The 25,662-nt window shown below is 47.1% G+C and carries 23 protein-coding genes; 20 read left to right on the top strand and 3 right to left on the bottom strand.

What is annotated here, in order from left to right:
- Window positions 1-251: 251 nt before the first annotated feature.
- From DWW77_RS10225 to glpK, 7 genes are all read left to right on the top strand, one after another.
- A complete protein-coding gene (locus DWW77_RS10225; RefSeq protein ID WP_118608660.1) occupies window positions 252-1,709 on the top strand; it encodes an NAD(P)/FAD-dependent oxidoreductase in 1,458 nt (485 codons plus the stop codon).
- 7 nt (window positions 1,710-1,716) lie between these two features.
- Window positions 1,717-3,003: an NAD(P)/FAD-dependent oxidoreductase gene (locus DWW77_RS10230; protein WP_059086922.1), complete on the top strand. Its 1,287-nt coding sequence runs from the start codon at window positions 1,717-1,719 to the stop codon at window positions 3,001-3,003.
- A gap of 5 nt (window positions 3,004-3,008) precedes the next feature.
- A complete protein-coding gene (locus DWW77_RS10235) occupies window positions 3,009-3,380 on the top strand; it encodes a DUF1667 domain-containing protein (protein WP_022426946.1) in 372 nt (123 codons plus the stop codon).
- A gap of 298 nt (window positions 3,381-3,678) precedes the next feature.
- Window positions 3,679-4,410, top strand: coding sequence for a glycerophosphodiester phosphodiesterase (locus DWW77_RS10240; protein ID WP_021976755.1), 732 nt, complete (start codon window positions 3,679-3,681; stop codon window positions 4,408-4,410).
- Between the two features lie 141 nt (window positions 4,411-4,551).
- Complete coding sequence (locus tag DWW77_RS10245; RefSeq protein WP_015527445.1) at window positions 4,552-5,670, top strand: Ldh family oxidoreductase; 1,119 nt, start codon at window positions 4,552-4,554, stop codon at window positions 5,668-5,670.
- A gap of 213 nt (window positions 5,671-5,883) precedes the next feature.
- On the top strand, window positions 5,884-6,459 hold the full coding sequence (locus DWW77_RS10250; protein WP_015527444.1) for a glycerol-3-phosphate responsive antiterminator: 576 nt from the start codon (window positions 5,884-5,886) through the stop codon (window positions 6,457-6,459).
- A 51-nt stretch (window positions 6,460-6,510) separates the two neighbouring features.
- Window positions 6,511-8,010, top strand: coding sequence for a glycerol kinase GlpK (gene glpK / locus DWW77_RS10255; RefSeq protein WP_022426947.1), 1,500 nt, complete (start codon window positions 6,511-6,513; stop codon window positions 8,008-8,010).
- A gap of 125 nt (window positions 8,011-8,135) precedes the next feature.
- Here the strand turns inward: glpK and DWW77_RS10260 are convergent, their stop codons facing one another.
- Window positions 8,136-8,543, bottom strand: coding sequence for a DUF6465 family protein (locus DWW77_RS10260; protein WP_022426948.1), 408 nt, complete (start codon window positions 8,541-8,543; stop codon window positions 8,136-8,138).
- A 171-nt stretch (window positions 8,544-8,714) separates the two neighbouring features.
- On the opposite strand from DWW77_RS10260, the gene holA reads away from it, so the two are divergent.
- The gene (gene holA, locus DWW77_RS10265; protein WP_022426949.1) at window positions 8,715-9,710 is read left to right on the top strand and encodes a DNA polymerase III subunit delta; all 996 of its coding nucleotides are present in this window, start codon (window positions 8,715-8,717) and stop codon (window positions 9,708-9,710) included.
- Between the two features lie 3 nt (window positions 9,711-9,713).
- On the opposite strand, the gene DWW77_RS10270 is transcribed toward holA, so the two are convergent.
- Both DWW77_RS10270 and rpsT read right to left on the bottom strand, forming a co-directional pair.
- Window positions 9,714-10,286 carry a M48 family metallopeptidase gene (locus DWW77_RS10270; RefSeq protein WP_022426950.1) on the bottom strand — a complete coding sequence of 191 codons (573 nt, stop codon included), beginning with the start codon at window positions 10,284-10,286 and terminating at the stop codon, window positions 9,714-9,716.
- Window positions 10,287-10,419: 133 nt separating this feature from the next.
- Entirely contained in the window at window positions 10,420-10,683 is a 264-nt protein-coding gene (rpsT, locus tag DWW77_RS10275) for a 30S ribosomal protein S20 (RefSeq protein WP_022426951.1), read from the bottom strand.
- A gap of 70 nt (window positions 10,684-10,753) precedes the next feature.
- On the opposite strand from rpsT, the gene DWW77_RS17865 reads away from it, so the two are divergent.
- The 12 genes from DWW77_RS17865 to DWW77_RS10330 all read left to right on the top strand — a co-directional run bounded on the left by DWW77_RS17865 (window position 10,754) and on the right by DWW77_RS10330 (window position 25,627).
- Window positions 10,754-10,972 (top strand): hypothetical protein, encoded by a 219-nt coding sequence (locus tag DWW77_RS17865; RefSeq protein ID WP_015527439.1) that lies wholly within the window; start codon window positions 10,754-10,756, stop codon window positions 10,970-10,972.
- A 4-nt stretch (window positions 10,973-10,976) separates the two neighbouring features.
- Window positions 10,977-11,906 carry a GPR endopeptidase gene (gene gpr, locus DWW77_RS10280; protein ID WP_015527438.1) on the top strand — a complete coding sequence of 310 codons (930 nt, stop codon included), beginning with the start codon at window positions 10,977-10,979 and terminating at the stop codon, window positions 11,904-11,906.
- A 23-nt stretch (window positions 11,907-11,929) separates the two neighbouring features.
- Window positions 11,930-13,300, top strand: coding sequence for a stage II sporulation protein P (locus DWW77_RS10285; RefSeq protein WP_022426952.1), 1,371 nt, complete (start codon window positions 11,930-11,932; stop codon window positions 13,298-13,300).
- An 82-nt stretch (window positions 13,301-13,382) separates the two neighbouring features.
- Window positions 13,383-15,191 carry a translation elongation factor 4 gene (gene lepA, locus DWW77_RS10290; protein ID WP_021651884.1) on the top strand — a complete coding sequence of 603 codons (1,809 nt, stop codon included), beginning with the start codon at window positions 13,383-13,385 and terminating at the stop codon, window positions 15,189-15,191.
- Between the two features lie 11 nt (window positions 15,192-15,202).
- Entirely contained in the window at window positions 15,203-15,589 is a 387-nt protein-coding gene (locus DWW77_RS10295) for a hypothetical protein (protein WP_021651885.1), read from the top strand.
- Window positions 15,579-16,715, top strand: coding sequence for a radical SAM family heme chaperone HemW (gene hemW / locus DWW77_RS10300; protein WP_022426953.1), 1,137 nt, complete (start codon window positions 15,579-15,581; stop codon window positions 16,713-16,715). The genes DWW77_RS10295 and hemW overlap by 11 nt, the downstream gene beginning before the upstream one ends.
- 154 nt (window positions 16,716-16,869) lie before the next feature.
- The gene (uvrA, locus tag DWW77_RS10305) at window positions 16,870-19,719 is read left to right on the top strand and encodes an excinuclease ABC subunit UvrA (RefSeq protein ID WP_110102816.1); all 2,850 of its coding nucleotides are present in this window, start codon (window positions 16,870-16,872) and stop codon (window positions 19,717-19,719) included.
- Window positions 19,720-19,852: 133 nt separating this feature from the next.
- Entirely contained in the window at window positions 19,853-20,836 is a 984-nt protein-coding gene (locus DWW77_RS10310; protein ID WP_022426956.1) for a rod shape-determining protein, read from the top strand.
- A 125-nt stretch (window positions 20,837-20,961) separates the two neighbouring features.
- Window positions 20,962-23,235, top strand: a complete 2,274-nt coding sequence (recD2, locus tag DWW77_RS10315) for an SF1B family DNA helicase RecD2 (RefSeq protein ID WP_015527431.1) — start codon at window positions 20,962-20,964, stop codon at window positions 23,233-23,235.
- A complete protein-coding gene (locus tag DWW77_RS10320; protein WP_021651891.1) occupies window positions 23,232-23,939 on the top strand; it encodes a ComF family protein in 708 nt (235 codons plus the stop codon). The genes recD2 and DWW77_RS10320 overlap by 4 nt, the downstream gene beginning before the upstream one ends.
- A 147-nt stretch (window positions 23,940-24,086) precedes the next feature.
- Window positions 24,087-24,521 (top strand): hypothetical protein, encoded by a 435-nt coding sequence (locus DWW77_RS10325; protein ID WP_015527429.1) that lies wholly within the window; start codon window positions 24,087-24,089, stop codon window positions 24,519-24,521.
- Window positions 24,518-25,627 (top strand): hypothetical protein, encoded by a 1,110-nt coding sequence (locus tag DWW77_RS10330; RefSeq protein ID WP_022426958.1) that lies wholly within the window; start codon window positions 24,518-24,520, stop codon window positions 25,625-25,627. Before DWW77_RS10325 ends, DWW77_RS10330 begins: the two co-directional genes overlap by 4 nt.
- Window positions 25,628-25,662: the final 35 nt, after the last annotated feature.

The following is a 25,662-nucleotide window of genomic DNA, read 5'->3' on the forward strand; positions in this document are numbered from 1 at the left end:
TGTTTTTATGCCGGCTATTTTTATGCGCAAATGTTAATGTTTCAAAAGGATTACAAGGGTTACAAAGGGTTACGGCATAAAAATAATGGCATATTCACTTGAAAGATTGCTGTTCGTAAGCAGTACTCCTCGCAGAATATTTACCTGCGGACGGCAATGCTTGTGTTGCAACGGATATTCTGCTGTTTCCGGCGCAGAGAAAGCCGGGGACAGTTCAGAAGATCCGCAAACAGGAAAGGAGAAACAGATCTATGTATGATGTGATCATTATCGGAGCAGGAGTTTCCGGAGCGGCAGCGGCGAGAGAGCTTTCAAGATATCGGCTGAAAATCTGCGTTCTGGAGCGAGAAGAGGATGTATGCTGTGGAACTTCCAAGGCAAACAGCGGAATCGCTCATTCCGGTTATGATGCAGAACCGGGAAGCCTTATGGCGGAACTGAATGTGAAGGGCAGCAATATGATGGGACAGCTTTCGAAGGAACTGGATTTTCCTTTTAAACAGACTGGTTCATTGACTGTCTGTACGACTGAGAATGGAATCGCCATGCTGCATAAGCTGCGTGAAAGAGGAATGAAAAACGGAGTAGAGGGACTGAGGATCCTTGACAGAGAAGAAGCACTTGCCATGGAGCCGAATCTGTCTGATCAGGTGCTGGCAGCGCTGTATGCACCGACAGCCGGAATTGTCTGTCCCTTTGAGCTGAACATTGCAATGGCAGAGAATGCATATAACAATGGTGTGGAATTTAAATTTGATACAGAAGTAAAGAACATCCGAAAACAGGAAAAAGGTTTTGTTGTGGAAACCTCAAAGGGTGATTTTGAGACAGGCTGTATCGTCAATGCTGCCGGTGTCTATGCGGATGTTTTTCATAATATGGTAAGTGAGAAAAAACTGCATATCACTCCTCGTAAGGGTGAGTATATGCTTCTTGATAAAAGTGCAGGAACACATGTGAATCATACGATCTTTGCACTTCCAAATAAGAACGGAAAAGGAGTTCTGGTAACACAGACTGTTCATGGAAACCTTTTGATCGGGCCTACAGCTACGGATCTGGAGGATCGGGAGGAAACAGCGACTACCTCAGAGGGGGTGGAGGAAGTAAGTGCCAAATCCCGGAAAACAGTAAAGGATATTCCACTGCGGAAGGTGATCACAAGCTTTGCAGGGCTTCGAGCTATCGAGGACGGTATGGATTTTGTGATCAAAGAGGTGGAGGATGCTCCCGGATTTATCGATTGTGCAGGAATCGCATCCCCGGGACTTACCAGCTCACCGGCCATTGGCTGTATGGTTGCTGACATCGTAAAAGAAAAATTACATCCGGAAGTAAATCCGGATTTTGATCCGGTGAGAAAAGGGATCCTGGATCCGTCAGAGCTTTCTCTGGAAGAAAGAAATGAGCTGATCAAAAGATCACCGGAATATGGAAATATCATCTGCAGATGTGAGATGATCTCTGAGGGAGAGATCCTGGATGCGATCCGAAGACCGCTTGGAGCGAAATCCCTGGACGGAGTAAAACGTCGTACAAGAGCAGGAATGGGAAGATGTCAGTCAGGCTTCTGCTCTCCCAGAACAATGGAAATCCTCAGCCGAGAGCTTGGCATTTCCATGGAGGAGATCACAAAAACAGGCGGAGCTTCCAGACTGATCGAAGGAATCAACAAGAAAATTGCAGAGGAGGGCGAGAACCATGAATGATAAGATTATGGTGAAGAGAGATATCGTGATCATAGGCGGAGGCCCTGCAGGACTGGCAGCAGCCCTGGCTGCAAAGAAAGAGGGAGCAGAGAGTATCCTGATCCTGGAACGTGATAAGGAACTGGGCGGGATCCTGAATCAGTGTATCCATAATGGATTTGGCCTTCATACATTTCAGGAGGAGCTGACAGGACCGGAATATGCGGCACGTTTTATCCGGATGGTAAAAGAGCAGCAGATCGAGTACCGGCTGAACACCATGGTCATGGATATCAGCCAGGATAAGGTGATCACTGCCATGAGCCGCCAGGAGGGAATGTATCAGATCCGGGCAAAAGCTGTGATCCTTGCCATGGGCTGCAGAGAGAGACCGCGAGGTGCACTGAACATTCCGGGATATCGACCGGCAGGCATTTATTCAGCAGGAACAGCACAGCGCCTTGTAAACATGGAAGGATTTATGCCGGGAAAAAAAGTAGTGATCCTGGGATCTGGTGATATCGGACTGATCATGGCCAGACGTATGACGCTGGAAGGTGCAGAGGTTAAGGCAGTGGCAGAACTGATGCCATATTCCGGAGGCCTGAAGCGAAATATCGTGCAGTGCTTGGATGACTTTGGTATCCCGTTGAAGCTTAGCCATACAGTGGTTGACATAAAAGGAAAAGAGCGTGTGGAAGGAATCACTCTTGCAGAGGTAGATGAAAACAGACGCCCGATTCCCGGTACAGAGGAATTTTTTGAATGCGATACGCTTCTTCTTTCTGTTGGTCTGATCCCAGAGAATGAGCTTTCCGGACAGGCAGGTGTGAAGCTGAGCAATGTGACTTCCGGACCGGTGGTAAACGAAAGTCTGGAGACAAATGTAGAAGGTATTTTTGCCTGCGGAAATGTTCTTCATGTTCACGATCTGGTGGATTTTGTTTCGGAGGAAGCCGGCAATGCAGGAAGAAATGCGGCTCTTTATATAAACAACAATGGAGAGGATAAAATACCGGAAGAGATGAAGATCACACTTTCGCCCCAAAACGGAGTCCGCTATACAGTGCCGTCTGAGATCCGTACCGGTCATATGGCGGAGGAGCAGCTGGTCCGCTTCCGTGTGGGAAATGTATATAAAAATTGTTACATCCGTGCATATCTGGATGGAGAACGGATCTTTTCCAGAAAAAAACAGGTGGCAGCACCCGGAGAGATGGAACAGATCAAATTGAAAAAAGAGCAGCTTCTTTCCATTCTGGAAGGAAAACAGAAACAGGATAAACATGAACTTGTGATCCAGGTGGAGGAGTGATGAAAATGGAAAAAAGGAATCTTACTTGTATCGGATGTCCTATGGGATGCGCCCTTCTGGTGGAAATGAATGGAAAAGAAATCATTTCCGTCACAGGAAATACCTGTAAAAAAGGTGCGGAATATGCAGTGAAGGAAGTGACAGATCCGACCAGGATCGTGACAACGACCGTGCGTGTGAAGAATGGAAGCATGCCGGTGGTGTCAGTAAAGACAGCACAGGATATTCCGAAAGGAAAGATTTTTGACTGTGTGGATGCGCTGCGGGATGTATGTGTGGAAGCGCCGGTTCAGATTGGGGACGTGATCCTGGAGAATGCAGCAGGTACAGGTGTGGATATCGTGGCTACAGGAAATGTGAAGCAGATCATACAGTGATCTGCAAAGGATATATATGGCGATCTGTATGCTTATAATATGTCAGCCCTCTGGCAGACAAAGCGAATAAAATAAACCTGAAAAGGCTTTTTTATCGCTTTGTTTGCCATGAAATAAAATGTACAAAATGCACAAAAGATATTAGCACTTAAAAGAATAATTAATTAAAAAATAACAAAAAAATGCACAAAAGTCGATAAAAAATGTTGAAAATAAATAAAAGCTATGATATAATCAGAAATATGAATTGGCAAAAATGCTCACAACGATGTAATGCATTGAATGGAGGATGATTAGAATGAAAGTATTTGGACATCGTGGTTTCAGCGGAGAATATCCGGAGAATACAATGCTGGCGTTTCAGAAGGCAGTGGAGGCTGGTTGCGAGGGGATCGAGCTTGATGTGCAGCTGACCAAGGATCTGGTTCCGGTGATCATGCACGATGAGAAGGTTGATCGTACCACAGATGGAAACGGGTATATCTATGATCTTACATATGCTGAGCTGTGTAAACTGGATTGCAGTTATCCGGATAAGTTTGCCGGAAAATTCGGCAGGCTTCAGATTCCGACTCTGAGAGAGTATTTGGAGTGGATGGCAGAGGAGGAAGATCTGATTACAAACATCGAGCTGAAGAACAGTGTTTATTATTATGGTGGTATGGAAGAGAAGGTCATTGATATGATCTGCGAATATGGTCTGGAGGATCGGATCATCCTTTCCTCTTTCAATAACGCATCCATTGTATTGTGCAGACAGAGTGATGAGACTATTGCAGGAGGCTTTCTGGTAGAGAAATATGTGGATAATGCAGGGGTTTATGCAAGAACCTGTGATGTGCAGTATTATCATCCGAATCTGGAATACCTGAAGGAAGAACATGTACGCAGCTGTTCCCAGAATGGGATCGGGGTGAATGTCTGGACTGTAAACGAGGAAGAGGATATGAGAAGGATGAAGAAATGGGGAGTAAACTCCATCATTACCAATTATCCGGACAGAGGAAGAGCAGTGGCAGACGAGGATTGAAACTGCGATGTAAAGGCGCTTTCTGTGAGGCACATACAGGAGGCAGGCTAAATTTGAAATCTCCGGCAGGAGGGGGTCCTGCTGCAGATCTATATAAGCAAAATAAAAAAACTATAATAATGTATATGGAGGAGTTTTACAATGGAGAAAGAAACAAGACCTTTTATTTCCTGGCAGCTTGCAGACGATTTTATGACTGCAGTATTTGAGAAAATGGGAGTTCCGACGGAGGATGCAAGACTTTGCGCTGATGTACTTCTGGAAAGTGACAGACGTGGAATCGAGAGCCATGGCTGCAACCGCTTTAAACCGATCTATATCGACCGTATCAAATCCGGAATCTTAAATCCTGTAACAAAGATCGATATTCTTAAAGAGACACCGACAACTGCAGTTCTTGATGCTAACGATGGTATGGGAATGGTAGCCAGCAAGAAGGCTATGGACATGTGTATCGAAAAAGCACATAAATACGGCATGGGTATGGTTGCAGTCCGTAACTCTTCCCATTATGGAATCGCAGGCTACTGGACAGGTCTCGCAGCAAAGGAGAATATGATCGGTATCAGCGGTACTAACGCAAGACCATCTGTTGCACCGACATTTGGTGTTGAGAATATGCTTGGAACCAACCCATTAACATTTAGTATGCCTACAGATGAGCCGTTCCCGTTTACACTGGACTGTGCAACATCTGTTATCCAGAATGGCAAGATCGAATACTACGCACGTATCAACCATGATACTCCTAAGGGTCTTGTTATTTCCAGAGAAGGAGAGGAGCTTACAGATAGTGCAGAGATCCTTAAGAAGATCAGAAGCCAGCAGGCAGCACTTGCTCCTCTCGGTGGATTTGGTGAGACAACCGGAGGATATAAGGGATACGGATACTCTACGGTTGTTGAGATCCTTTCCGCTGCTCTTCAGTCCGGTCTCTTCCTGAAAGCTCTGGATGGTAAGGATGAGGAAGGAAAGATCCGTCCATATCATCTTGGACATTTCTTTATTGCTATCGACACAGAGGCATTTATGGGTGCAGAGGCATTCAAGAAAACATGCGGTGATATCCTGAGAGACCTGAGAGGCTCCGAGAAGGCTCCTGGACAGGAACGTATCTACACAGCAGGCGAGAAGGAATATGATGTATGGATGTATCGTAAGGATAAGGGAGTTCCGGTGACAGAGGCAGTTCAGAAAGAGTTTATCGGACTTCGCGATGAATTCGGACTTACACAGTTCAAATTCCCGTTTGAGAAATAATGTATCTGCAGAAGGGAAGTCCATAGGGGCTTCCCTTCTTTTACCAGAGAAGAAGATTGTCTGAGAATTGTAATACAGCCGGAAATAAAACAGATATATTTGGCAAATGCGTCTGGTCTTTGAAGCAATAAACTGATACAATAAGAATAATATCTTCAAATAATGCGCGGAGATAAAATGATATTGTGTGAACATTGCGGAGGAAGAGAGAAGATGAACAAAGAATTTCTGGACGCGATCGAGGCGAACCCGATCATAGCGGCTGTAAAGGATGAGCAGGGGCTTCAGAACTGTTTGGGCAGGGAGGAGCTTACCGTGATCTTTATCCTGTATGGAGATATCCGTTCTATTGGGGGAATTGTGGAGCGGATCCACCAGGCGGGGAAGATCGCGATGGCACATATAGACCTGATCACAGGTTTAAGCTCAAAAGAGGTTTCTGTGGATTATATTTGTAAAAATATCCATGCAGATGGGATCATTTCAACAAAAGCATCCATGATCAACAGGGCGAAGAAGCTTGGAATGTATACAGTTCTGCGTTTTTTCCTTATTGATTCCATGGCGATCAAGAATATTGAGAATCTGGGAAATCAGCATGAGCAGCTGCCGGATGTGGTAGAGGTTCTGCCGGGGCTGATGCCGAAGATTCTTAAACAGATATGTAAAACAAGCAAGGTGCCTGTGATCGCAGGCGGTTTGATCTCCGATAAGGAGGATGTGATGGGAGCCCTGGGTGCGGGGGCAGCAGCGGTTTCCACTACAAATCAGAAGGTATGGGAATTATGAGGCTGCAGAGGCACTGAGCCGCAGCCAAGAAATGTATTGGAGGATTTTTATATGGCAAAATATGTTATGGCGCTGGATTCCGGAACGACCAGTAACCGCTGTATTCTTTTTGATGAAAGCGGAAGGATCCGCAGTGTGGCACAGAAGGAGTTTATCCAGCATTTTCCAAAACCGGGATGGGTAGAGCATGATGCAGGTGAGATCTGGTCCACACAGCTTTCTGTTGCCAGAGAGGCTATGAACCAGATTGAGGCAACGGCAGAGGATATTGCAGCGATCGGTATCACCAATCAGAGAGAGACCACCATTGTCTGGGATAAGAATACGGGACAGCCGGTTTATCATGCCATCGTATGGCAGTGCAGGAGAACCTCAGAATACTGCGACAGCCTGAAAGCAAAGGGACTGGAAGAAAAATTCCGTCAGAAAACAGGACTTGTTATTGATGCGTATTTTTCTGCCACCAAGGTAAAATGGATCCTGGATAATGTGGAGGGTGCCCGCGAAAGAGCAGAGAAGGGTGAGCTTCTGTTTGGTACCGTGGAGACCTGGCTGATCTGGAAGCTGACCAAGGGAGCTGTTCATGTAACAGATTATTCCAATGCGTCCAGAACCATGATGTTCAACATCAATACACTGGAGTGGGATGATGAGATCCTGGAGGAGCTTGATATTCCGAAATGCATGCTCCCGCAGGTAAAAGAGTCCAGTGAGATTTATGGTGAGACAGATCCGTCCTTTTTCGGTGGAAGGATCCCGGTAGCCGGTGCTGCCGGGGACCAGCAGGCGGCGCTGTTCGGACAGGCCTGCTTTGAGAAAGGTGAAACCAAGAATACATATGGAACCGGTGGCTTTCTTCTGATGAATGCAGGAGATAAACCGGTATTTTCCAATAACGGGCTGGTTACAACCATCGGATGGGGACTTAACGGAGAGATCACTTATGTTCTGGAGGGATCCGTATTTGTGGCTGGTGCTGCGATCCAGTGGCTTCGTGATGAGCTTCATCTGGTGGATTCCGCATCGGATACCGAGTATTTTGCGGGAAAGGTACCGGATGCAAACGGCTGCTACGTCGTGCCTGCATTTACAGGACTTGGAGCTCCTTACTGGGATCAGTATGCCCGTGGCACGATCGTGGGATTGACCCGTGGTGTAAATAAGTATCATATTGTGCGTGCGACTTTGGAATCACTTGCATATCAGGTCAATGATGTGCTGGAGGTTATGAAGGAAGATGCAGGAAGTGACCTTGCAGTTCTTCGTGTAGACGGCGGAGCAAGTGCAAACAATCTTCTCCTGCAGATCCAGGCCAATATCAGTAATGTGGCTGTAGAACGTCCGGAATGTATTGAGACAACTGCTCTTGGTGCCGCATATCTTGCAGGTCTTGCTGTGGGATTCTGGGAAAGCAAGGAGGCAGTACTGGAAAGCCGTGATGTGGAACGTATTTTCCGCACGGAGATCGATGATGAGAAGCGAAATGCCATGGTAAAAGGCTGGAGAGCTGCAGTAGGCTGCTCCAGAGACTGGATCAAAAAGATCCAGTAAAAGATAAAAAAGAAAAGTCATGCAGCGGGACCGGATGAAAATGTCCTGTGCATGGCTTTTTTGCGTTTCCGGAATGTCACAGACAGACCGGCATATAAGCGATCGCGGAACAGATCCGCCGGAGCTTACAGAGTGGTCAGATCGATCCTGTAATCGTCGGAACCCGTTCCGTCAGCAGTGTAGTAAGCTGCTCTTTCTTCTGCATTTACATAGATGTGGAGCTCTTTGCCTTTCAGGCCCTTTGCTTCTGCATCTTTCTTAACAGCTGCCTCAAGGTCGGCAACTGTGATGGATGTCTCAAAAATTTCAAGTGTGATGCCGCTGATCTTATGATTTTTTACAGTGTTCTTAACTTCTTCTACTACTTCTGGTGCCTTGGCTGCTACAGTCTCTGTTGCCTTTTTGACTGCTTTAACGGTTTTTTCAGCTGCAGGTGTTTTTTCAATCTTTTCTACAGTTGATTTCACGGTAGCTTTGGCCTTGGTGGTTGCGCTCTTCAGGTTGCTTGTTCTGCTGTTTCTTCTTTTTTCCATAATGGAACACTCCCTTCCACATATTTCGCTGACAGAACGGATCTGCCGGAATATGTACCTGTTTACAGTAGCATGAATCCGGTGGAAAGTCAAATTTTTGCTTGGGTGTTGCATTTCCGGCAGTTGTCGTATAAACTGGATTACAGAGAAAATCAGACAGGGGTACAGAGATTGAAGAATATTCAGGAAGATATTAAAACAGGAAAATTTAAGCAGGCATATCTCCTTTACGGTGAGGAAGCCTATCTGAAACAACAATATAAAAGAAATCTGGTGAAGGCTCTGAACCCGGACGATGATACCATGAATTTTACCAGATATGAGGGGAAGGGGATCGATGTCCGGGAGCTTTTGAGTCTTTGTGATACCATGCCCTTTTTTGCAGAGCGAAGAGTAGTCCTTCTTGAGGATACGGGATTCTTTAAGAACAAATGCGAGGAACTGGCAGATTATATGAAAGCTCTGCCTGATTATCTGTATCTAGTGTTCTGCGAGTCTGAAGTAGATAAAAGAAGCCGTATGTACAAGGCGGTAAAAGCCTGCGGCAGCATCGGGGAATTTAAACAGCAGGATGAAAAGACTCTTATGCGGTGGGCAGCAGGGATCCTTGGAAAAAATGGCCGCAGGATCACCCAGAGAGATGTGGAGCTTCTGCTGACCATGACGGGAACAGATATGGGAAATATAAGGATGGAGCTGGAAAAGCTGATCTCCTATACGGTCGGAAGAGATGTTGTGACGGCTGCAGATATCCAGGCTGTCTGTACCACGCAGACAACCAATAAGATCTTTGATATGGTGCGTGCGGTGACGGAGAAGAACCAGAAGCGGGCCCTGGATCTGTACTATGACCTTCTGACCCTTCGGGAACCGCCGATGCGGATATTGTTTCTTTTGGCGAAACAGTTTCGTCAGATCTGCCTGACCAAGAAAATGTCACAGGAGGGTCTTTCTCAGACCGAGATCGCTTCCAAACTGGGAGTACCCTCTTTTGTTGTGCGGAATCTGGCATCCTGTGCCAGATCCTACACTGTGGAAGAGCTGGAGAATGCTGTGCGGGATTTTGTGGATGCGGAAGAGGCGGTAAAGACAGGTACACTTGGAGATGTGCTCAGCGTGGAGCTTCTGATCGTGAAGTATAGCTCGGCGAGAGCAGTGAGAGCCTGAGTTTTACGGAGACGGGTTCTGCCACAGGGTCGCTCCGTTGTCCCTGAGCCATTTTTCGCAGGCTTTATACTCTGGCATCACAGATGCCACCACTGCATAAAAGGCAGGGGAATGATTCATTTCTTTTCTGTGGGAAAGTTCGTGTACTACAACATAATCCAGGACTTTTTCCGGGGCGAAGATCAGCCGCCAGTTGAAATTCAGGTTTCCTTCGCTGGTGCAGCTTCCCCAGCGGGTTTTTTGTTCCCGGATCGTGATACGGCCGTAGGTTACGCCCATTTTTCTGGCGTAGGCTGCGGTTTTTCTTTTGAATATTTTTCTGGCGGATTCCATATAATAACTGCGGCGGAATTCCGAAAGAGGCGGGTTTTCAGCCTGGGGCTGTGCCGGCCTGGAGGCAGAGTGGGAGAGGTGCTTCAGGATCCAGCTTTCTTTCTGGGAGAGAAAACGCTGGATGGTGGAATCTGGCATTGTGTGCGGAGCACGGACAGTCACCTGACCGGAAACGCTGACCTGGATCGCCAGGGTTTTCCGGCTACTGCGGATAATGCGGTAGGGAAAGGGATGAGATATCATAAAAAAACTCCTTTTGGTCAATACAGAAAGCTATATACAAAACAGAAATCTATATACAAAAAAGACAGTCGCTGACGGTTCGACTGTCTTTCCTTTTACTTATAAGCTTATAACTAAAATATTCCGTGGTCTATTACGCAATGCTGTTGACAGCTTTGGAAAGACGGGAAATTTTTCTGGCGCAGTTATTTTTGTGATAAACGCCCTTGGATGTAGCTTTGCTGATTGTGGAGATTGCGTCCTTAAGAGCAACCTCTGCAGCTGCCTTATCCTTATTTTCAACTGCTGTCTCAACTTTCTTGATGGAAGTCTTAACTGCAGAACGGATTGCTTTGTTTCTTGCAGCCTTAGTGCTGTTAACTAAGATTCTCTTCTTTGCGGATTTAATGTTAGCCAATTCGTACACCTCCGATTCCTTAAAAATATAATATTAAATTACATTCACAGGAACAGACACGGGCGCTCCTATGAAACATGCTTATATATATTATTATACGTGCACAGGAATGTCAAGATGTTTTTCGCAAAAATTCCAAAAAAATATGCAAAAAATACCAGATGCTGTGTGGAAAAGGGGAAATGATACATATTTATGGGAAAAAGGGGAAATAATAAAAGGGAAAACACCGGAAAAGCTGCAGGCAGCAGCGAAAAAGTCTTTGCAATCTTACAGAAAAAGAGGATGAGAGTATGGCTGGAAGGAGCAGAATCAGAACAGACCTGGCGCTGGAAGCAACGGAACGCTTTCAGGCGGAAAACGTAGAAGTACGTGGAGTAGAGATCAGGGAAAGATACGATGAGGAAAAGGATGTTCGGACTACCGTAGTGCGGATCACAACGGAAAATGGAGCCAGGACCATGGGAAAACCACAGGGGACCTATATTACCATTGAGGCACCGGATCTTTCCGTTCCGGATGAGGATTATCACAGGGAGATCTCGGAAGAGGTGGCACATCATTTGAGGGAGCTGATCGATCTCGGACGGCAGCAGTCGATCCTGGTGGTAGGCCTTGGAAATCAGGAGATTACTGCGGATTCCCTTGGCCCTCGTGCAGTTTCCAATCTTCATATGACAAGGCATGTGATCCGGGAATATGGGCTGAAGAGCAATGAACATATGAAAATGCATCAGATCAGCGGGATCGTTCCGGGTGTGATGGCACAGACCGGAATGGAAACTCTGGAAATTGTTCGGGGTGTTGTTTCTGAGACAAAGCCGGATTTGGTGATCGCCGTAGATGCGCTGGCGGCCAGAAGTACGACAAGACTTAACCGGACGATCCAGATCACGGATACCGGGATTAGTCCGGGCTCCGGCGTGGGGAATCACAGGGAAGGCCTGAATGAAGAAAATCTTTCGGTCCGTGTGATCGGGATCGGTGTTCCGACTGTGGTGGATGCGGCTACTATTGTCCATGATTCCATGGCAGAGCTTCTGGAGGCACTGGAGGAGGATGAGCAGAAGGAGTTTCTGGAAGAAATGATCTCACCGAAGCTTTACACCATGTTTGTAACACCAAAGGATGTGGATGAAACGGTACGATATTTAAGCTTTACCATTTCCGAGGGACTGAATCTGGCTTTTTCCGATAGTCTAATCGAAGAGGACAGGTCATAAAATACCATAAGAGGTGATCGTGGGTGACGAATATCCAGAGGGCTTTCTGCGTGGTTTTGAGCCTGATCTTCCTGGGGGTGGTGGCTGTCCTTCCGGGAGATTTTTTCAGGCATGGTGAGATCTACAGACAGCTGCCGCTGTATTGCTTTCTGGAAAAGAAAGCTCTGCAGAAGGAAAATGGCAGAGACCGGGAAACAGAGATGCTTTTGCAGGAAAAAAACGCAGAGCATCTGGGTGAAGAAGTGGAAGCAGAGAACCGAAAAGAGCAGGAGACGCTGCTGATGGCCGAGGCGGAAGAAGTGGAAAAGAAAGAAGCCCTTCAGAAGAAAGAAGAGCTTCAAAAGAAAAAAGAAATTCAAAAGAAAGAAGCGGAAGAGGCAGAAATGGCAGGGAAAAAATCCTCTGCCGGCAAAAAAAATGAAAAGGAGACTGTTAAGGGAAATACAGAACAGGAAGTTGCTGAGCCAGAAATTACAGAGCCAGGAGGTTCAGAACAGGAAGCTACGGAGCCGGGGGACACAGAACCGGAGACTCCTCCGTCAGAGGAGAACCAATCCGGTGAAAATACTGCGAAGGAACAGGAGACTGTGGCACTGCCACATCCGCAGATTGACTTGTCTCAGGCGAAACTGGCAGATTTTGACTATGTGATGAATCAGTTTTTTATATTGGATTCCAATACGGAAACGAATGCGCAGCAGATCAGTGCGCCCCGTTTTCTGAAGGAGGATCTGTCCGTTAAAAAGGATTCATCGGTACCCCAGATCCTGATCTATCATACCCATTCCCAGGAGGCTTTTGCAGATTCAAGAGAAGGACAGACTGAGGACACCATCGTAGGAGTGGGAGATCATCTTACTGAACTTCTGGAAAAAACATATGGATACCAGGTCATTCATATAACAGATGCCTTTGATATGATGGGAGGAACACTGGACAGGAGCAAGGCTTATGATTATGCTAGGGCATCCATAGAAAAAGTGTTGGAAGAAAATCCCACCATTGAAGTTGTGATCGACCTTCACAGAGATGGTGTGCCGGATGAGCGTCATCTGGTAACGCAGGTGAATGGAAAACCTACTGCTCAGCTGCTTTTTTATAATGGATTAAGCTATACAGTCAGTCAGGGGGCAGTGAGTTATCTGCCCAATCCTTACATAGAAGAGAATCTGGCATTTTCCTTTCAGCTAGAATATCAGGCGGCACAGTATTACCCCGATCTTTACCGGGGGATCTATCTGGCAGGTCTTCGCTATAATCTGCATCTTAAGCCACGGGCCCTGCTTCTGGAGGCCGGAGCACAGACAAATACCGTGGAGGAAGTCCGAAATGCCATGGAACCATTTGCAGATATCTTAAACAGAGTTCTGAAAGGCAGTGACAAAGAAGGCTGAAATATGATATGATAAAGAGCAGTATGGAAAAATATGCGTTCTGAACGCTTTATACGAGAGAAATTTAAGGAGGACTTCCTGAATGATAGACCAGAGTAAAATTCGGAATTTTTGTATCATTGCACATATCGACCATGGCAAGTCAACACTTGCGGACCGTATCATCGAGATGACGGGACTTCTTACCGAGAGGGAAATGCAGGCCCAGGTTCTGGATAACATGGACCTTGAGAGAGAACGAGGAATCACCATCAAATCCCAGGCGGTTCGTATTGTATACAAAGCCAAGGACGGAAATGAGTATATTTTTAACCTGATCGATACCCCGGGACATGTGGACTTTAACTATGAAGTTTCCCGAAGCCTTGCTGCCTGTGACGGAGCGATCCTTGTTGTGGATGCAGCACAGGGAATCGAAGCTCAGACACTTGCCAATGTATATATGGCACTGGACCATGATCTGGATGTGGTTCCGGTGATCAACAAGATCGACCTTCCAAGTGCGGATCCGGAGCGTGTTATCAATGAGATCGAGGATGTGATCGGAATCGAAGCGCAGGATGCACCGCAGATCTCCGCAAAAACAGGACTGAATGTAGACCAGGTCCTGGAGCAGATCGTCAATAAGGTCCCGGCGCCGGCGGGGGATGTGGATGCACCTCTGAAGGCTCTGATCTTCGACTCTGTTTATGACCCTTATAAGGGTGTTATCGTATTTTGCAGAGTGAAGGACGGACGTGTGAAAAAGGGCACGAGGATCCATATGATGGCGACCGGATTCACCACGGAGGTTGTGGAGGTTGGATATTTTGGAGCGGGTCAGTTTATCCCGTGTGACGAGCTGACAGCAGGTATGGTCGGATATATCACAGCCAGCATCAAGAATGTCCGTGATACCCGCGTGGGTGATACGGTAACGGATGCGGACAACCCCTGTGCAGAGGCACTTCCGGGATATAAGAAGGTAAACCCTATGGTTTATTGTGGCCTTTATCCGGCAGATGGTGCCAAGTACGGCGATCTCCGTGACGCGCTGGAGAAGCTTCAGCTCAACGATGCTTCCCTTTATTATGAACCGGAGACATCGGTCGCCCTTGGATTTGGTTTCCGCTGCGGCTTCCTGGGACTTCTTCATCTGGAGATCATCCAGGAGCGTCTGGAGAGAGAGTATAACCTGGATCTTGTAACTACAGCACCGAGTGTTATCTATAAGGTCTATAAAACCAATGGTGAGATCATCGAGCTGACCAATCCCACCAACCTTCCGGATCCTTCAGAGATCGAATACATGGAAGAGCCTATGGTGAAGGCGGAGATCATGGTAACCACAGAGTTCATTGGTGCGATCATGGATCTCTGCCAGGAGAGACGTGGTCAGTATGAAGGCATGGAATATATGGAAGAAACCCGTGCACTCCTGAAATACAGACTGCCGCTGAACGAGATCATTTATGATTTCTTTGATGCACTGAAATCACGTTCCAGAGGTTATGCATCCCTGGATTACGAACTGGACGGATATGAGAGAAGTGAGCTTGTGAAGCTGGATATCCTTGTGAATAAAGAAGAAGTGGATGCTCTTTCCTTTATCGTGCATGCAGATACTGCTTACGAGCGTGGAAGAAAGATGTGTGAGAAGCTGAAAGACGAGATCCCGAGACAGCTCTTTGAGATCCCGATCCAGGCAGCTATCGGAAGCAAGGTCATTGCCAGAGAGACGGTAAGAGCCATGCGTAAAGACGTACTTGCCAAGTGTTACGGTGGAGATATCTCCCGTAAGAAGAAGCTTCTGGAAAAACAGAAGGAAGGTAAGAAACGTATGCGTCAGGTAGGTAACGTGGAGATCCCGCAGAAGGCATTTATGAGTGTCCTGAAGCTGGATGATAAATAGGAGATGACTTTTTGAAAAAAAATATAAAAAAACTGTTTCTGGCAGCAGGACTTCTGGCTATAACAGGAGCTCTGCTTACCGGATGTGGTTCAAAGAAGAAAAATGCAGAAGAGGAAAGTGTGATCAAAATCAGTACAGCGCCGGAACCGACTGCCACTCCTGATCCGAAAACCGTAGATCCGGATGCAGTGACGAGCAATGGAAATCTGACAATGGTCAATGAGTACCTGGCAGAAAACGGCAGTGAGGCATTGGGGATCGATGGCGTGACACCGACACCGGCTGCTTCGGATGGAAGCACGGATAATGCGGATAGTGCCGGTGAAGATACAAGCTCCGATGAGGATAATGATACATCAGGTAGTGGTGGAGAGGAAGGAGCCATGGATGGAGAATGAGGCGAAAAAACCGCTGGAGCTCTATATCCATATTCCGTTTTGTGTAAAAAAATGCGATTACTGTGATTTCCTTTCCGGACCTGCCGGAAAAGAGAGGCAGCGTGAATATTTCCAGGCTCTGGAAAGGGAGATTGCCGCTGTTCCGGATTTTTCGGACAGGGAGATCACCACAGTTTTTATCGGCGGAGGAACACCTTCCGTGCCGGATCCGTCTCTTGTTGGAGAGATGCTGGATCAGATCAGAAATAAGTTTTTTGTGGCCCCGGATGCTGAGATCACCATCGAAGCAAATCCGGGGACTTTATATAAAGAAAAACTTCAGATATATCTGGAACACGGGATCAACCGGCTGAGTCTGGGGCTTCAGTCCCCGCAGAATCGGGAATTAAAGATCCTTGGAAGGATCCATACGTGGGAAGAGTTTCAGGAGAGCTTTTTTATGGCAAGGGATGCAGGCTTTTCCAACATCAATATCGATCTGATGAGTGCCATTCCGGAACAGACCTATGCAGACTGGGAAAAAAATCTCCGCACGGTGGCAGGGCTTTCGCCAGAACATATTTCCGCCTATAGTCTGATCATTGAGGAAGGCACTCCTTTCGGGGAGAGAAAGCTGAAATTGCCGGATGAGGATACGGAGTACCGTATGTATGAGAATACGGCAGGGATCCTGGAGGAATATGGGTTTCATCAGTACGAGATCTCCAATTATGCGAAAGGCGGACGGGAATGCCGTCATAATAAGGGATACTGGCAGAGGATCGATTATCTGGGACTGGGACTTGGGGCGTCTTCACTTCTGAATCATATGCGTTTTTCCAATACTGCGGATATGAAGGAATATATTGGAAACAGTGCGTTTCCGGATAAGATCCGCCAGAATATGGAAAGCCTTACAGAGGCAGATGAGATGGCTGAGTTTATGTTTCTGGGGCTTCGGATGACAGAGGGCGTTTCAATGGAAGCGTTTGCGAAATATTTCGGAAAAAATATGGAAAACGTTTACGGAGAGGTCCTGAAAAAACATCTGGAGATCGGAATGCTGGAACAAAAAGGAGACAGGATATATCTTTCGAGAAAGGGAATCCATGTGAGCAATGGAGTGATGGCGGATTTTCTGCTGTAGAAAAATTTGTCGATTTTTTCACCTTGACGAACGGATGTTCTGGCAGTATACTGATAAAAAATCAGAAGTTTTACAGCGGAATAAGAGAGGTAGATTCTGCTGTTGAGAAGAATACCGGAGTATTTTTTATGACCGGACAGAGTAGGAGGCTTTCATGTCAGCAGAAGCAAACGATAAGAAGCGTTTTATCAGGATACGCGGAGCCAATGAGAATAATCTTAAGAATCTTAGCGTCGATATTCCCAGAGACCAGTTTGTGGTACTTACCGGACTCAGCGGCTCCGGTAAGTCATCTCTTGCATTTGATACCATTTATGCAGAGGGACAGAGACGTTATATGGAGTCACTTTCTTCCTATGCGAGGCAGTTCCTGGGACAGATGGAGAAACCGGATGTGGAGAGTATCGAGGGCCTTCCGCCGGCAATCTCCATTGATCAGAAGTCAACGAACCGGAATCCCCGTTCTACAGTGGGTACGGTAACGGAGATCTACGATTATTTCCGACTTCTGTATGCCCGTGTGGGAATCCCGCACTGTCCCAAATGTGGAAGGGAAATCCGCAAACAGACGGTAGATCAGATGGTGGATCAGATCATGACGCTTCCGGAACGCCAGAAGATCCAGCTTCTTGCACCGGTAGTGCGGGGCCGCAAGGGAACCCATGTTAAACTTCTGGATCAGGCCAGAAGAAGCGGATATGTGAGAGTGCAGATTGACGGAAATCTCTATGAGCTTTCTGAGGAGATCAAGCTGGATAAGAATATCAAACATAACATTGAGATCGTTGTGGATCGACTTATTGTGAAACCGGGAATAGAGAAGCGTCTTTCCGATTCTATTGAAACCGTGCTGGATCTGGCGGATGGTCTGCTGGTAGTAGACACTATGGACGGGAAGCTTCTGAATTTCAGTCAGAGTTTTTCCTGTCCGGATTGCGGCATCAGCATTGATGAGATCGAACCCAGGAGCTTTTCCTTTAATAATCCATTTGGTGCCTGCCCGCAGTGTCTGGGTCTTGGATATAAGATGGAATTTGATATCGATCTGATGATTCCGGATAAGAAACGGAGTATCAATGAAGGGGCTATCGCTGTTCTCGGATGGCAGTCCTGTACTACGCAGGGAAGTTTTTCCAGAGCAATCCTGGATGCCCTGGCAAGGGAATATGAATTTTCTCTGGATACACCTTTCTGCGAGTATCCGAAGAAGGTACAGGATATCCTCATCCATGGTACCGGCGGTCATTCTGTGAAGGTTTATTATAAAGGACAGCGGGGAGAGGGCGTTTACGATGTGGCGTTCCCGGGACTGATTCGCAATGTGGAGCAGAGATACCGTGAAACCGGTTCCGAGGCCATGAAGCAGGAATACGAGAGCTTTATGCGGATTACTCCGTGCACCACATGTAAGGGACAGAGGCTGAAGAAGGAGTCACTGGCAGTGACCGTGGCGGATAAGAATATTTATGAAGTGACCAATATGCCGGTACAGAAGCTGCAGGGCTTTTTCCGCGATCTGAAGCTTTCAAAGCAGCAGGAGCTTATTGGAAGACAGATCCTGAAGGAAATCCGCGCCAGGGTTGGATTTCTGGCAGAGGTTGGCCTGGAGTATCTTTCACTTGGAAGAGCTACCGGAACCCTTTCCGGCGGAGAAGCTCAGAGGATCCGTCTTGCCACACAGATCGGATCCGGGCTTGTGGGGGTTGCATATATCCTGGATGAGCCGAGTATCGGGCTTCACCAGAGAGATAATGACAAGCTTCTGGGGGCACTGATGCGTCTCCGTGATCTTGGCAACAGTCTGATCGTGGTGGAGCATGATGAAGATACCATGCGTGCTGCAGACTGTGTCATCGATATCGGCCCCGGAGCCGGAGAACATGGCGGACAACTGGTCGCAATGGGGACAGCTGAGGATCTGATGAAAAATGAGCAGTCTGTGACAGGAGCTTATTTAAGCGGAAGGCTGAAGATCCCGGTACCGGAAGTGAGGAAGGAACCAACCGGATTTCTTCATATAAAGGGTGCGGCAGAGAACAACCTGAAGCATATCGACGTAGATATTCCTCTGGGAGTGATGACCTGTATCACAGGTGTTTCCGGCTCCGGTAAGAGCTCTCTGATCAATGAAATCCTGTACAAGAGACTTGCCAGAGACTTGAACCGTGCCAGAGTGATCCCCGGGAAACATGATGACATCCTGGGTATCGATCAGCTGGATAAGGTGATCAATATCGACCAGTCCCCGATCGGAAGAACTCCCCGTTCCAATCCTGCCACATATACCGGAGTTTTTGACCAGATCCGTGATCTTTTTGCAGCCACCGCAGATGCCAAGGCAAAGGGCTACAAGAAAGGCCGTTTCAGTTTTAATGTCAAGGGCGGACGGTGCGAGGCCTGCAGCGGTGACGGAATCATCAAGATCGAGATGCATTTTCTTCCGGATGTATATGTGCCTTGCGAAGTCTGCAAGGGCAAACGCTACAATCGTGAGACTCTGGAAGTGAAGTATAAGGGCAAGAGCATTTATGATGTATTGAATATGACTGTGGAAGAAGCACTGACATTTTTTGAGAATGTACCGTCGATCCGGAGAAAGATCGAGACCTTGTATGATGTAGGGCTTTCCTATATCCGTCTGGGTCAGCCCTCCACCACTCTTTCCGGAGGAGAAGCACAGCGTATCAAGCTTGCCACAGAACTCAGCAAGCGCAGTACCGGAAAGACGATCTATATCCTGGATGAGCCTACCACAGGACTGCACTTTGCGGATGTCCACAAGCTGATCGAGATCCTGCGCCGTCTGTCTGAAGGAGGAAACACCGTTGTGGTCATTGAGCACAATCTGGATGTGATCAAGACGGCAGATCATATTATTGATATCGGACCGGAAGGCGGTGACAGAGGCGGAACGGTAATTGCCAGAGGAACTCCGGAGGAAGTAGCAGAGAATCCGGTTTCCTACACCGGTAAATATGTGAAAAAATATCTGGAACAGAAATAACCGGTAAAAGTTCTTTTCAATTTCTGTGGTTTTGTATATAATGAAGTGCGGGAACGTTCCGGCACAGACCGGAACAGAATAAGTCATAAATGCGTCAGCATACAGAATGCGTATGACGCAGGCGGGAGGATTTATGCCGGCAAAGGATATTGGAATCGATCTGGGAACCAGAAACAGTCTGGTGTTTTCCACAGGCAAGGGAATCGTTTTAAGAGAGCCCTCTGTGGTTGTTTATGATAAAGATACAGAGAAGATCAGAGCAATCGGTGAGGAAGCCAGACAGATGGCAAGCCATCTGACTTCCAATATGGAAGTGATCTGGCCAATCCGAAGAGGTGTGATCGTAGATTATAATGTAATGGAAAAGATGCTGAAATATTTTATTTCACAGGCTATGGGACGGAGAGCGTTCCGGAAGCCGAGAGTCAGCATCAGTGTTCCGAGCGGGATCACAGAGATTGAGCGTAAAGCAATTGAGGAAGCTGCCTATCAGTCAGGAGCCAGGGAAGTTTTTCTTGTGGATGAGCCCATTGCTGCTGCTATCGGGGCAGGTGTAGACATTACCAAGCCATTTGGCAATCTGATCGTGGACATCGGTGCAGGGACCACGGATGTTGCGGTCGTATCCGTAGGAGGTGTGGTTGTTTCCGCATCTGTGAAGGTTGCAGGAGATAATTTTGATCATGCGATCATGAATTATGTACGTGAGAAGCACAGCCTCTTTATCGGGGAGGATGCAGCGGAGAATATCAAGATCAAGATCGGAACAGCCAGTGAAGAAGCGGATCTTCGCACGATGGAGGTCAAGGGCAGAAATATCATCACAGGACTTCCGAAGGTGGCAACACTGACTTCTGAGGAGATCCGGACCGCTTTGCGGGAAACGACCGGACAGATCGTAGAGACAGTCCATGGCGTTCTTGAGAAAACACCGCCGGAGCTGGCGGCAGATATCATGGACCGAGGAATCGTTCTTACAGGCGGAGGTGCCATGCTGCATGGAATGGATGCATTGATCGAGCAGAAAACAGGAGTCAGCACATTGACTGTGCAGGATGCAATGCTTGTAGTGGCTGCCGGAACAGGAAAATATGCGGAAATCATGTCAAGGATGTAAACCGTTATGAGTCGTCTGGACGGCACAGGGTCAGAGAAGAGACTGCCGCAGGAAACTCATACAGATAAGGCGCTGCAGCTGCAGTGCCTTTTGCTGTTATCAGAGGTTTACAGATGGAGAAAAAAATGAGTGAGACAGTTACAGGATATATAGATCATGTGATCTTCCGAAATGAAGATAATGGATATACGGTCATGGTACTGAAAGGGATGGAAGAGGAACGGGAACTGACCTGTGTGGGGACATTTCCTGCGATCACCCAGGGGGCTGCCATTGAAGCTTCCGGAAATTATACAACACATCCGGTGTATGGCAAGCAGTTTCAGATAGCCTCCTACGTAGAAAAAATGCCGGAGGATGCACTGGCCATGGAGCGTTATCTGGGTTCCGGTGCGATCAAGGGGATCGGAGCGGCACTGGCAGCCAGGATCGTACGTCGTTTCGGTGATGATACTATGCGTATTGTAGAGGAAGAGCCGGAGCGGCTGGCTGAGATCAAGGGAATCAGCGAAAAAAAGGCCATGGAGATCGCAGAACAGATGACGGAGAAAGCAGATATGCGCCGCGCTATGATCTTTCTCCAGAAATACGGGATATCACTGAATCTCGGCGCAAAGATCTATCAGAAATATGGGCAGACTGTATATGGAGTCCTGCAGGAGAATCCGTATCGCCTTGCAGAGGATATCAGTGGTGTGGGATTCCGTATCGCAGATGAGATCGCTTCCCGGATCGGGATCCATACAGATTCAGATTACAGGATAAGAAGCGGAATGTTGTATACTCTCCTACAGGCTTCAGGAGAAGGCCATATCTATCTCCCGAAGGAGGAACTTTTTTCCAGGGCATCCGGACTTTTGGGAGTAGATTCCTCCTACATGGAAAAACATCTCATGGATATGGTAGTAGACCGGAAACTGATCCTGAAAGAAACAGAAGACGGTGCAGTTGTCTATCCCACACGATATTATTATCTTGAGCTGAATTCAGCCAGAATGCTCTGTGAGCTGAACATCCTCTGCCCGGAAGATGAGGAGATGATGGAGAAACGGATCAACAGGATCGAAAAGGAGACAGGAACCCGGTTAGATGAAATGCAGAAACAGGCAGTGGCGGCAGCTGCCAGTCATGGTCTGTTCATTCTGACCGGCGGGCCGGGAACCGGAAAGACTACAACGATCAATGCGATTATCCGTTATTTTGAAGAGGAAGGCGCTGAGCTGCGGCTTGCAGCTCCCACCGGCCGTGCAGCCAAGCGAATGACAGAGGCTACCGGATACGAGGCTCAGACGATCCACAGACTTCTGGAGCTGAATGGAATGCCGGAGGAAGAGCAGGAAGGCCGTGCAGTTCATTTTGACAGGAATTCGGAGAATCCGCTGGAAGCGGATGTGATCATCATTGATGAGATGTCCATGGTAGATATCGCACTGATGCATTCATTGCTTCTTGCAGTGACAGCAGGGACCAGACTGATCCTGGTAGGTGATGAAAATCAGCTTCCCAGTGTAGGCCCGGGAAATGTTCTGAGGGATATTATCCGCAGCGGCTGTTTTCCGGTAGTAGAGTTGAAAAAGATTTTCCGCCAGGCATCTGAAAGTGATATTGTGGTGAATGCACATAAGATCAACCGGGGCGAGCAGGTGACCATCAATAACAAGAGCCGGGATTTCTTTTTTCTGAAAAGATATGACGCGGACATCATTATCCGTGTGGTGATCGCACTGATCCAGGAGAAGCTTCCGCGTTATGTAGATGCAAAGCCCTATGAGATCCAGGTGCTCACGCCTATGCGTAAGGGACTTTTAGGTGTGGAGCGGCTGAACCAGATACTTCAGAGATATCTGAACCCGCCGGATGAAAAGAAAAAGGAGAAAGAGATCGGACAGCGCCTTTTCCGTGAAGGGGATAAGGTGATGCAGGTGAAGAACAATTACCAGCTGGAGTGGGAAATCCTTGGACGATACAAGATTCCTGTGGATAAAGGTGTGGGCGTGTTTAATGGAGATACCGGTATTATGACGGAGATCAATGAATTTGCGGAAACGGCCACCGTGGAATTTGAGGATGGCAGACAGGCAGAATATTCCTTCAAACAGCTTGAGGAACTGGAACTTGCCTATGCAGTGACAATACATAAGTCCCAGGGCTCAGAATATCCGGCAGTGATCCTTCCGATCCTTTCCGGACCAAGGATGCTGATGAATCGGAATCTTCTGTATACAGCAGTGACCAGAGCCAGAAAATGTGTTACCGTAGTAGGCAGCGAGACCACTTTTGCGGAGATGATCCGTAATGAAAAACAGCAGCAGAGATACAGCTCTCTGGACAGACGGATCCGGGAGCTGGATGAATCTGAACAGAAGGAGAGCGCCATCGGGGAGAAAGGACTTTCTTGAAAAAAACAGCAGATTTTTTACTGGACATGCTTTACCCGAAAAAATGCCCGCTGTGTCATCAGATACTGAAAGAAAAAGACCGGCTGATCTGTCCGGAGTGTTCCGGAAAGGTCAGGCCTATATCCGGTCCCAGGTGTATGAAATGCGGAAGACCGGTAAAAATGGAAGAGGAATACTGTGAAGATTGCCGCAAGGGTGCCCATCATTTTACGGAGGGCAGAAGTATTTTCTGGTACGGAGAGGTCTGGAGACAGTCTCTGGTACGATTTAAGTATTACGGATGTCGGGAATATGGGGATTTTTATGCAAAGGCAATGAGCGTCTTCGGAAAAAAATATCTGGAACGGTGGAAGCCTGATCTGATCGTTCCCGTTCCTCTGCATCCCAGAAAAAAAAGGATGAGAGGTTTTAACCAGGCAGCATATCTGGCAGAAAGGCTCAGTGTTCTTACGGGGATCCCATGGAATGAGCATCTGGTAAAGAAGATACGAAGCACAAGATCTCAGAAAAAACTTAATGCCATACAGAGGCGTCAGAACCTGAAAAATGCATATCAGGTAACCGAAAAGATCCCGGGTTTTTCTGTACTTGTGGTGGATGATGTATACACAACAGGAAGTACGGCAGATGCCATGGCAATGTGTCTTCTTGAGGCCGGTGCAGAGAAAGTTTATTTTCTGACAATATGCGCAGGAAGGGCATGAAACAGCCGAAAAAACACTTTTCATAGGTATGGAACTATGCTACAATAAATTTGATTGCAGTTAAACAGTATAACTGTATGGAAAGCGTAATGCAGATCATATATCGGGGATTTTCCTGATAAAGAAAGCTTATGAGGAGTTATTTTTATGGTAAATGAAGAAAAAGTGAAGATCATGAACCGTCTGGCCATGTATGAGCATGGAGAAGGCAGGAAGTATCTTCCGGTGAGCAGATATTATCGAAGTGATTATATTGGACTTGCACTGATCAGAAACTTTTTTCTGGTAACGATCGGATATATATTGGGACTTGCAGGCGTTGCCGCATATTTCAGCGAATATCTTATGGATAATGTGAATAAGATTAATCTGGTCGAGGTTGGGATCTATATCATCGTCGGTTATCTGATCGTGCTTGTTGTATATTCGATACTGACCTACATCCAGTATTCTGTGAAATATTTCCGGGCAAAAAAAAGTGTCAGGGAATATTATCAGGATCTTACAAGACTGGAAAAAATCTACGGGCGGGAGGAAAAAAGAAATCCGGTCCGGAGAAATGCAGGAGGACATAGAAAATGACAGCTTTACTTGAGATCAAACAGAATATCAAAAGATTTTACGGACAATATGAAGTATATATACTGCCGGTCCTGAAGTTTGTTCTGGCATTTGCCTATTTTCTCTGGATCAACAGCAATATGGGCTACATGAAACAGCTGGATAATATTTTTGTTGTCCTGATCCTGGCGCTTGTATGTTCGATCCTTCCGGTTTCCGTGATGATGTTTATGGGATTTGCGTTGATGATCGGGCACTGTTATGCAGTCGGGATCGAAACGGCAGGATTTATGCTGCTTCTTATTCTGTTTATGCTGATCCTGTTCCTAAGATTCAGCAGGTCACAGAATCTTGCAATGATCCTTACACCACTTTCCTTCGGATTTGGTGTTCCTGCACTTATGCCGATCGGAGCAGGCCTGCTGGGTAGTGCATTGTCAGCGCTTCCGGCCGGATGCGGTGTTGTGATCTATTATTTTATACGGTTTGTACATGCACAGTCGGCGGCACTCAGTGATCCTGCCGCAGAGATCACAGAAAAACTGAAGCTGATCTCTGACGGACTTGTCCACAACTGGGCAATGTGGATCACGGTGATCGCGTTTGTGGTAGTGATCCTGTTTGTGAACCTTCTGAGAACACGGGCGTTTGATTATGCATGGAGGATCGCTGTCATTGCCGGCGGCGTGATCTATATCCTGGTTATCCTTGCCGGAGATTTCTGCATTAGTATTACGGTAGCCATGGTGCCGATGATCCTGTCCACAGTGATCTCCGTACTGGCAGGATTTGTTCTGGAGTTCTTTGTTTTTGGCGGAGATTACAGCAGAACAGAACGTCTGGAATATGAGGATGATGAGTACTATTACTACGTAAAAGCCGTTCCGAAGGCAACGGTCGCCACTTCTGAGAGAAGCATCAAAAAGATCAATGCGGAGCCGGTAAAAGAAGAAAAAAAAGAAGACAATGTTGTGTCTTTCAGTGATGATGTATTTCCTGAGAAGAACGAAATGCATACAGTAAAGATGCCGGATATGGTTTCCGAAAATACAGTAAGTGAGAAACCGCAGGGATTGGACAAGATCGATTTCGAAAAACAGCTGGAGGAATCGCTGAAGGATCTTTAAACAGGAACGATTGGAATAGCTCAGGAAGAAAGGAG

This window comes from Ruminococcus sp. AF17-12 (assembly GCF_003479245.1).
Lineage (GTDB): Bacteria > Bacillota > Clostridia > Lachnospirales > Lachnospiraceae > Blautia_A > Blautia_A fusiformis.

Excerpts from the sequence above, each read along its gene's own strand:
- DWW77_RS10230 (WP_059086922.1), top strand. The coding sequence starts at position 1,717 with ATGGTGAAGAGAGATATCGTGATCATAGGCGGAGGCCCTGCAGGACTG.
- uvrA (WP_110102816.1), top strand. The coding sequence starts at position 16,870 with ATGTCAGCAGAAGCAAACGATAAGAAGCGTTTTATCAGGATACGCGGA.
- DWW77_RS10270 (WP_022426950.1), bottom strand. The coding sequence starts at position 10,286 with ATGATATCTCATCCCTTTCCCTACCGCATTATCCGCAGTAGCCGGAAA.
- gpr (WP_015527438.1), top strand. The coding sequence starts at position 10,977 with ATGGCTGGAAGGAGCAGAATCAGAACAGACCTGGCGCTGGAAGCAACG.
- DWW77_RS17865 (WP_015527439.1), top strand. The coding sequence starts at position 10,754 with ATGAAACATGCTTATATATATTATTATACGTGCACAGGAATGTCAAGA.
- DWW77_RS10225 (WP_118608660.1), top strand. The coding sequence starts at position 252 with ATGTATGATGTGATCATTATCGGAGCAGGAGTTTCCGGAGCGGCAGCG.
- DWW77_RS10330 (WP_022426958.1), top strand. The coding sequence starts at position 24,518 with ATGACAGCTTTACTTGAGATCAAACAGAATATCAAAAGATTTTACGGA.
- glpK (WP_022426947.1), top strand. The coding sequence starts at position 6,511 with ATGGCAAAATATGTTATGGCGCTGGATTCCGGAACGACCAGTAACCGC.
- DWW77_RS10245 (WP_015527445.1), top strand. The coding sequence starts at position 4,552 with ATGGAGAAAGAAACAAGACCTTTTATTTCCTGGCAGCTTGCAGACGAT.
- recD2 (WP_015527431.1), top strand. The coding sequence starts at position 20,962 with ATGAGTGAGACAGTTACAGGATATATAGATCATGTGATCTTCCGAAAT.
- DWW77_RS10325 (WP_015527429.1), top strand. The coding sequence starts at position 24,087 with ATGGTAAATGAAGAAAAAGTGAAGATCATGAACCGTCTGGCCATGTAT.
- hemW (WP_022426953.1), top strand. The coding sequence starts at position 15,579 with ATGGAGAATGAGGCGAAAAAACCGCTGGAGCTCTATATCCATATTCCG.
- DWW77_RS10250 (WP_015527444.1), top strand. The coding sequence starts at position 5,884 with ATGAACAAAGAATTTCTGGACGCGATCGAGGCGAACCCGATCATAGCG.
- DWW77_RS10310 (WP_022426956.1), top strand. The coding sequence starts at position 19,853 with ATGCCGGCAAAGGATATTGGAATCGATCTGGGAACCAGAAACAGTCTG.
- DWW77_RS10235 (WP_022426946.1), top strand. The coding sequence starts at position 3,009 with ATGGAAAAAAGGAATCTTACTTGTATCGGATGTCCTATGGGATGCGCC.
- DWW77_RS10240 (WP_021976755.1), top strand. The coding sequence starts at position 3,679 with ATGAAAGTATTTGGACATCGTGGTTTCAGCGGAGAATATCCGGAGAAT.
- DWW77_RS10260 (WP_022426948.1), bottom strand. The coding sequence starts at position 8,543 with ATGGAAAAAAGAAGAAACAGCAGAACAAGCAACCTGAAGAGCGCAACC.
- lepA (WP_021651884.1), top strand. The coding sequence starts at position 13,383 with ATGATAGACCAGAGTAAAATTCGGAATTTTTGTATCATTGCACATATC.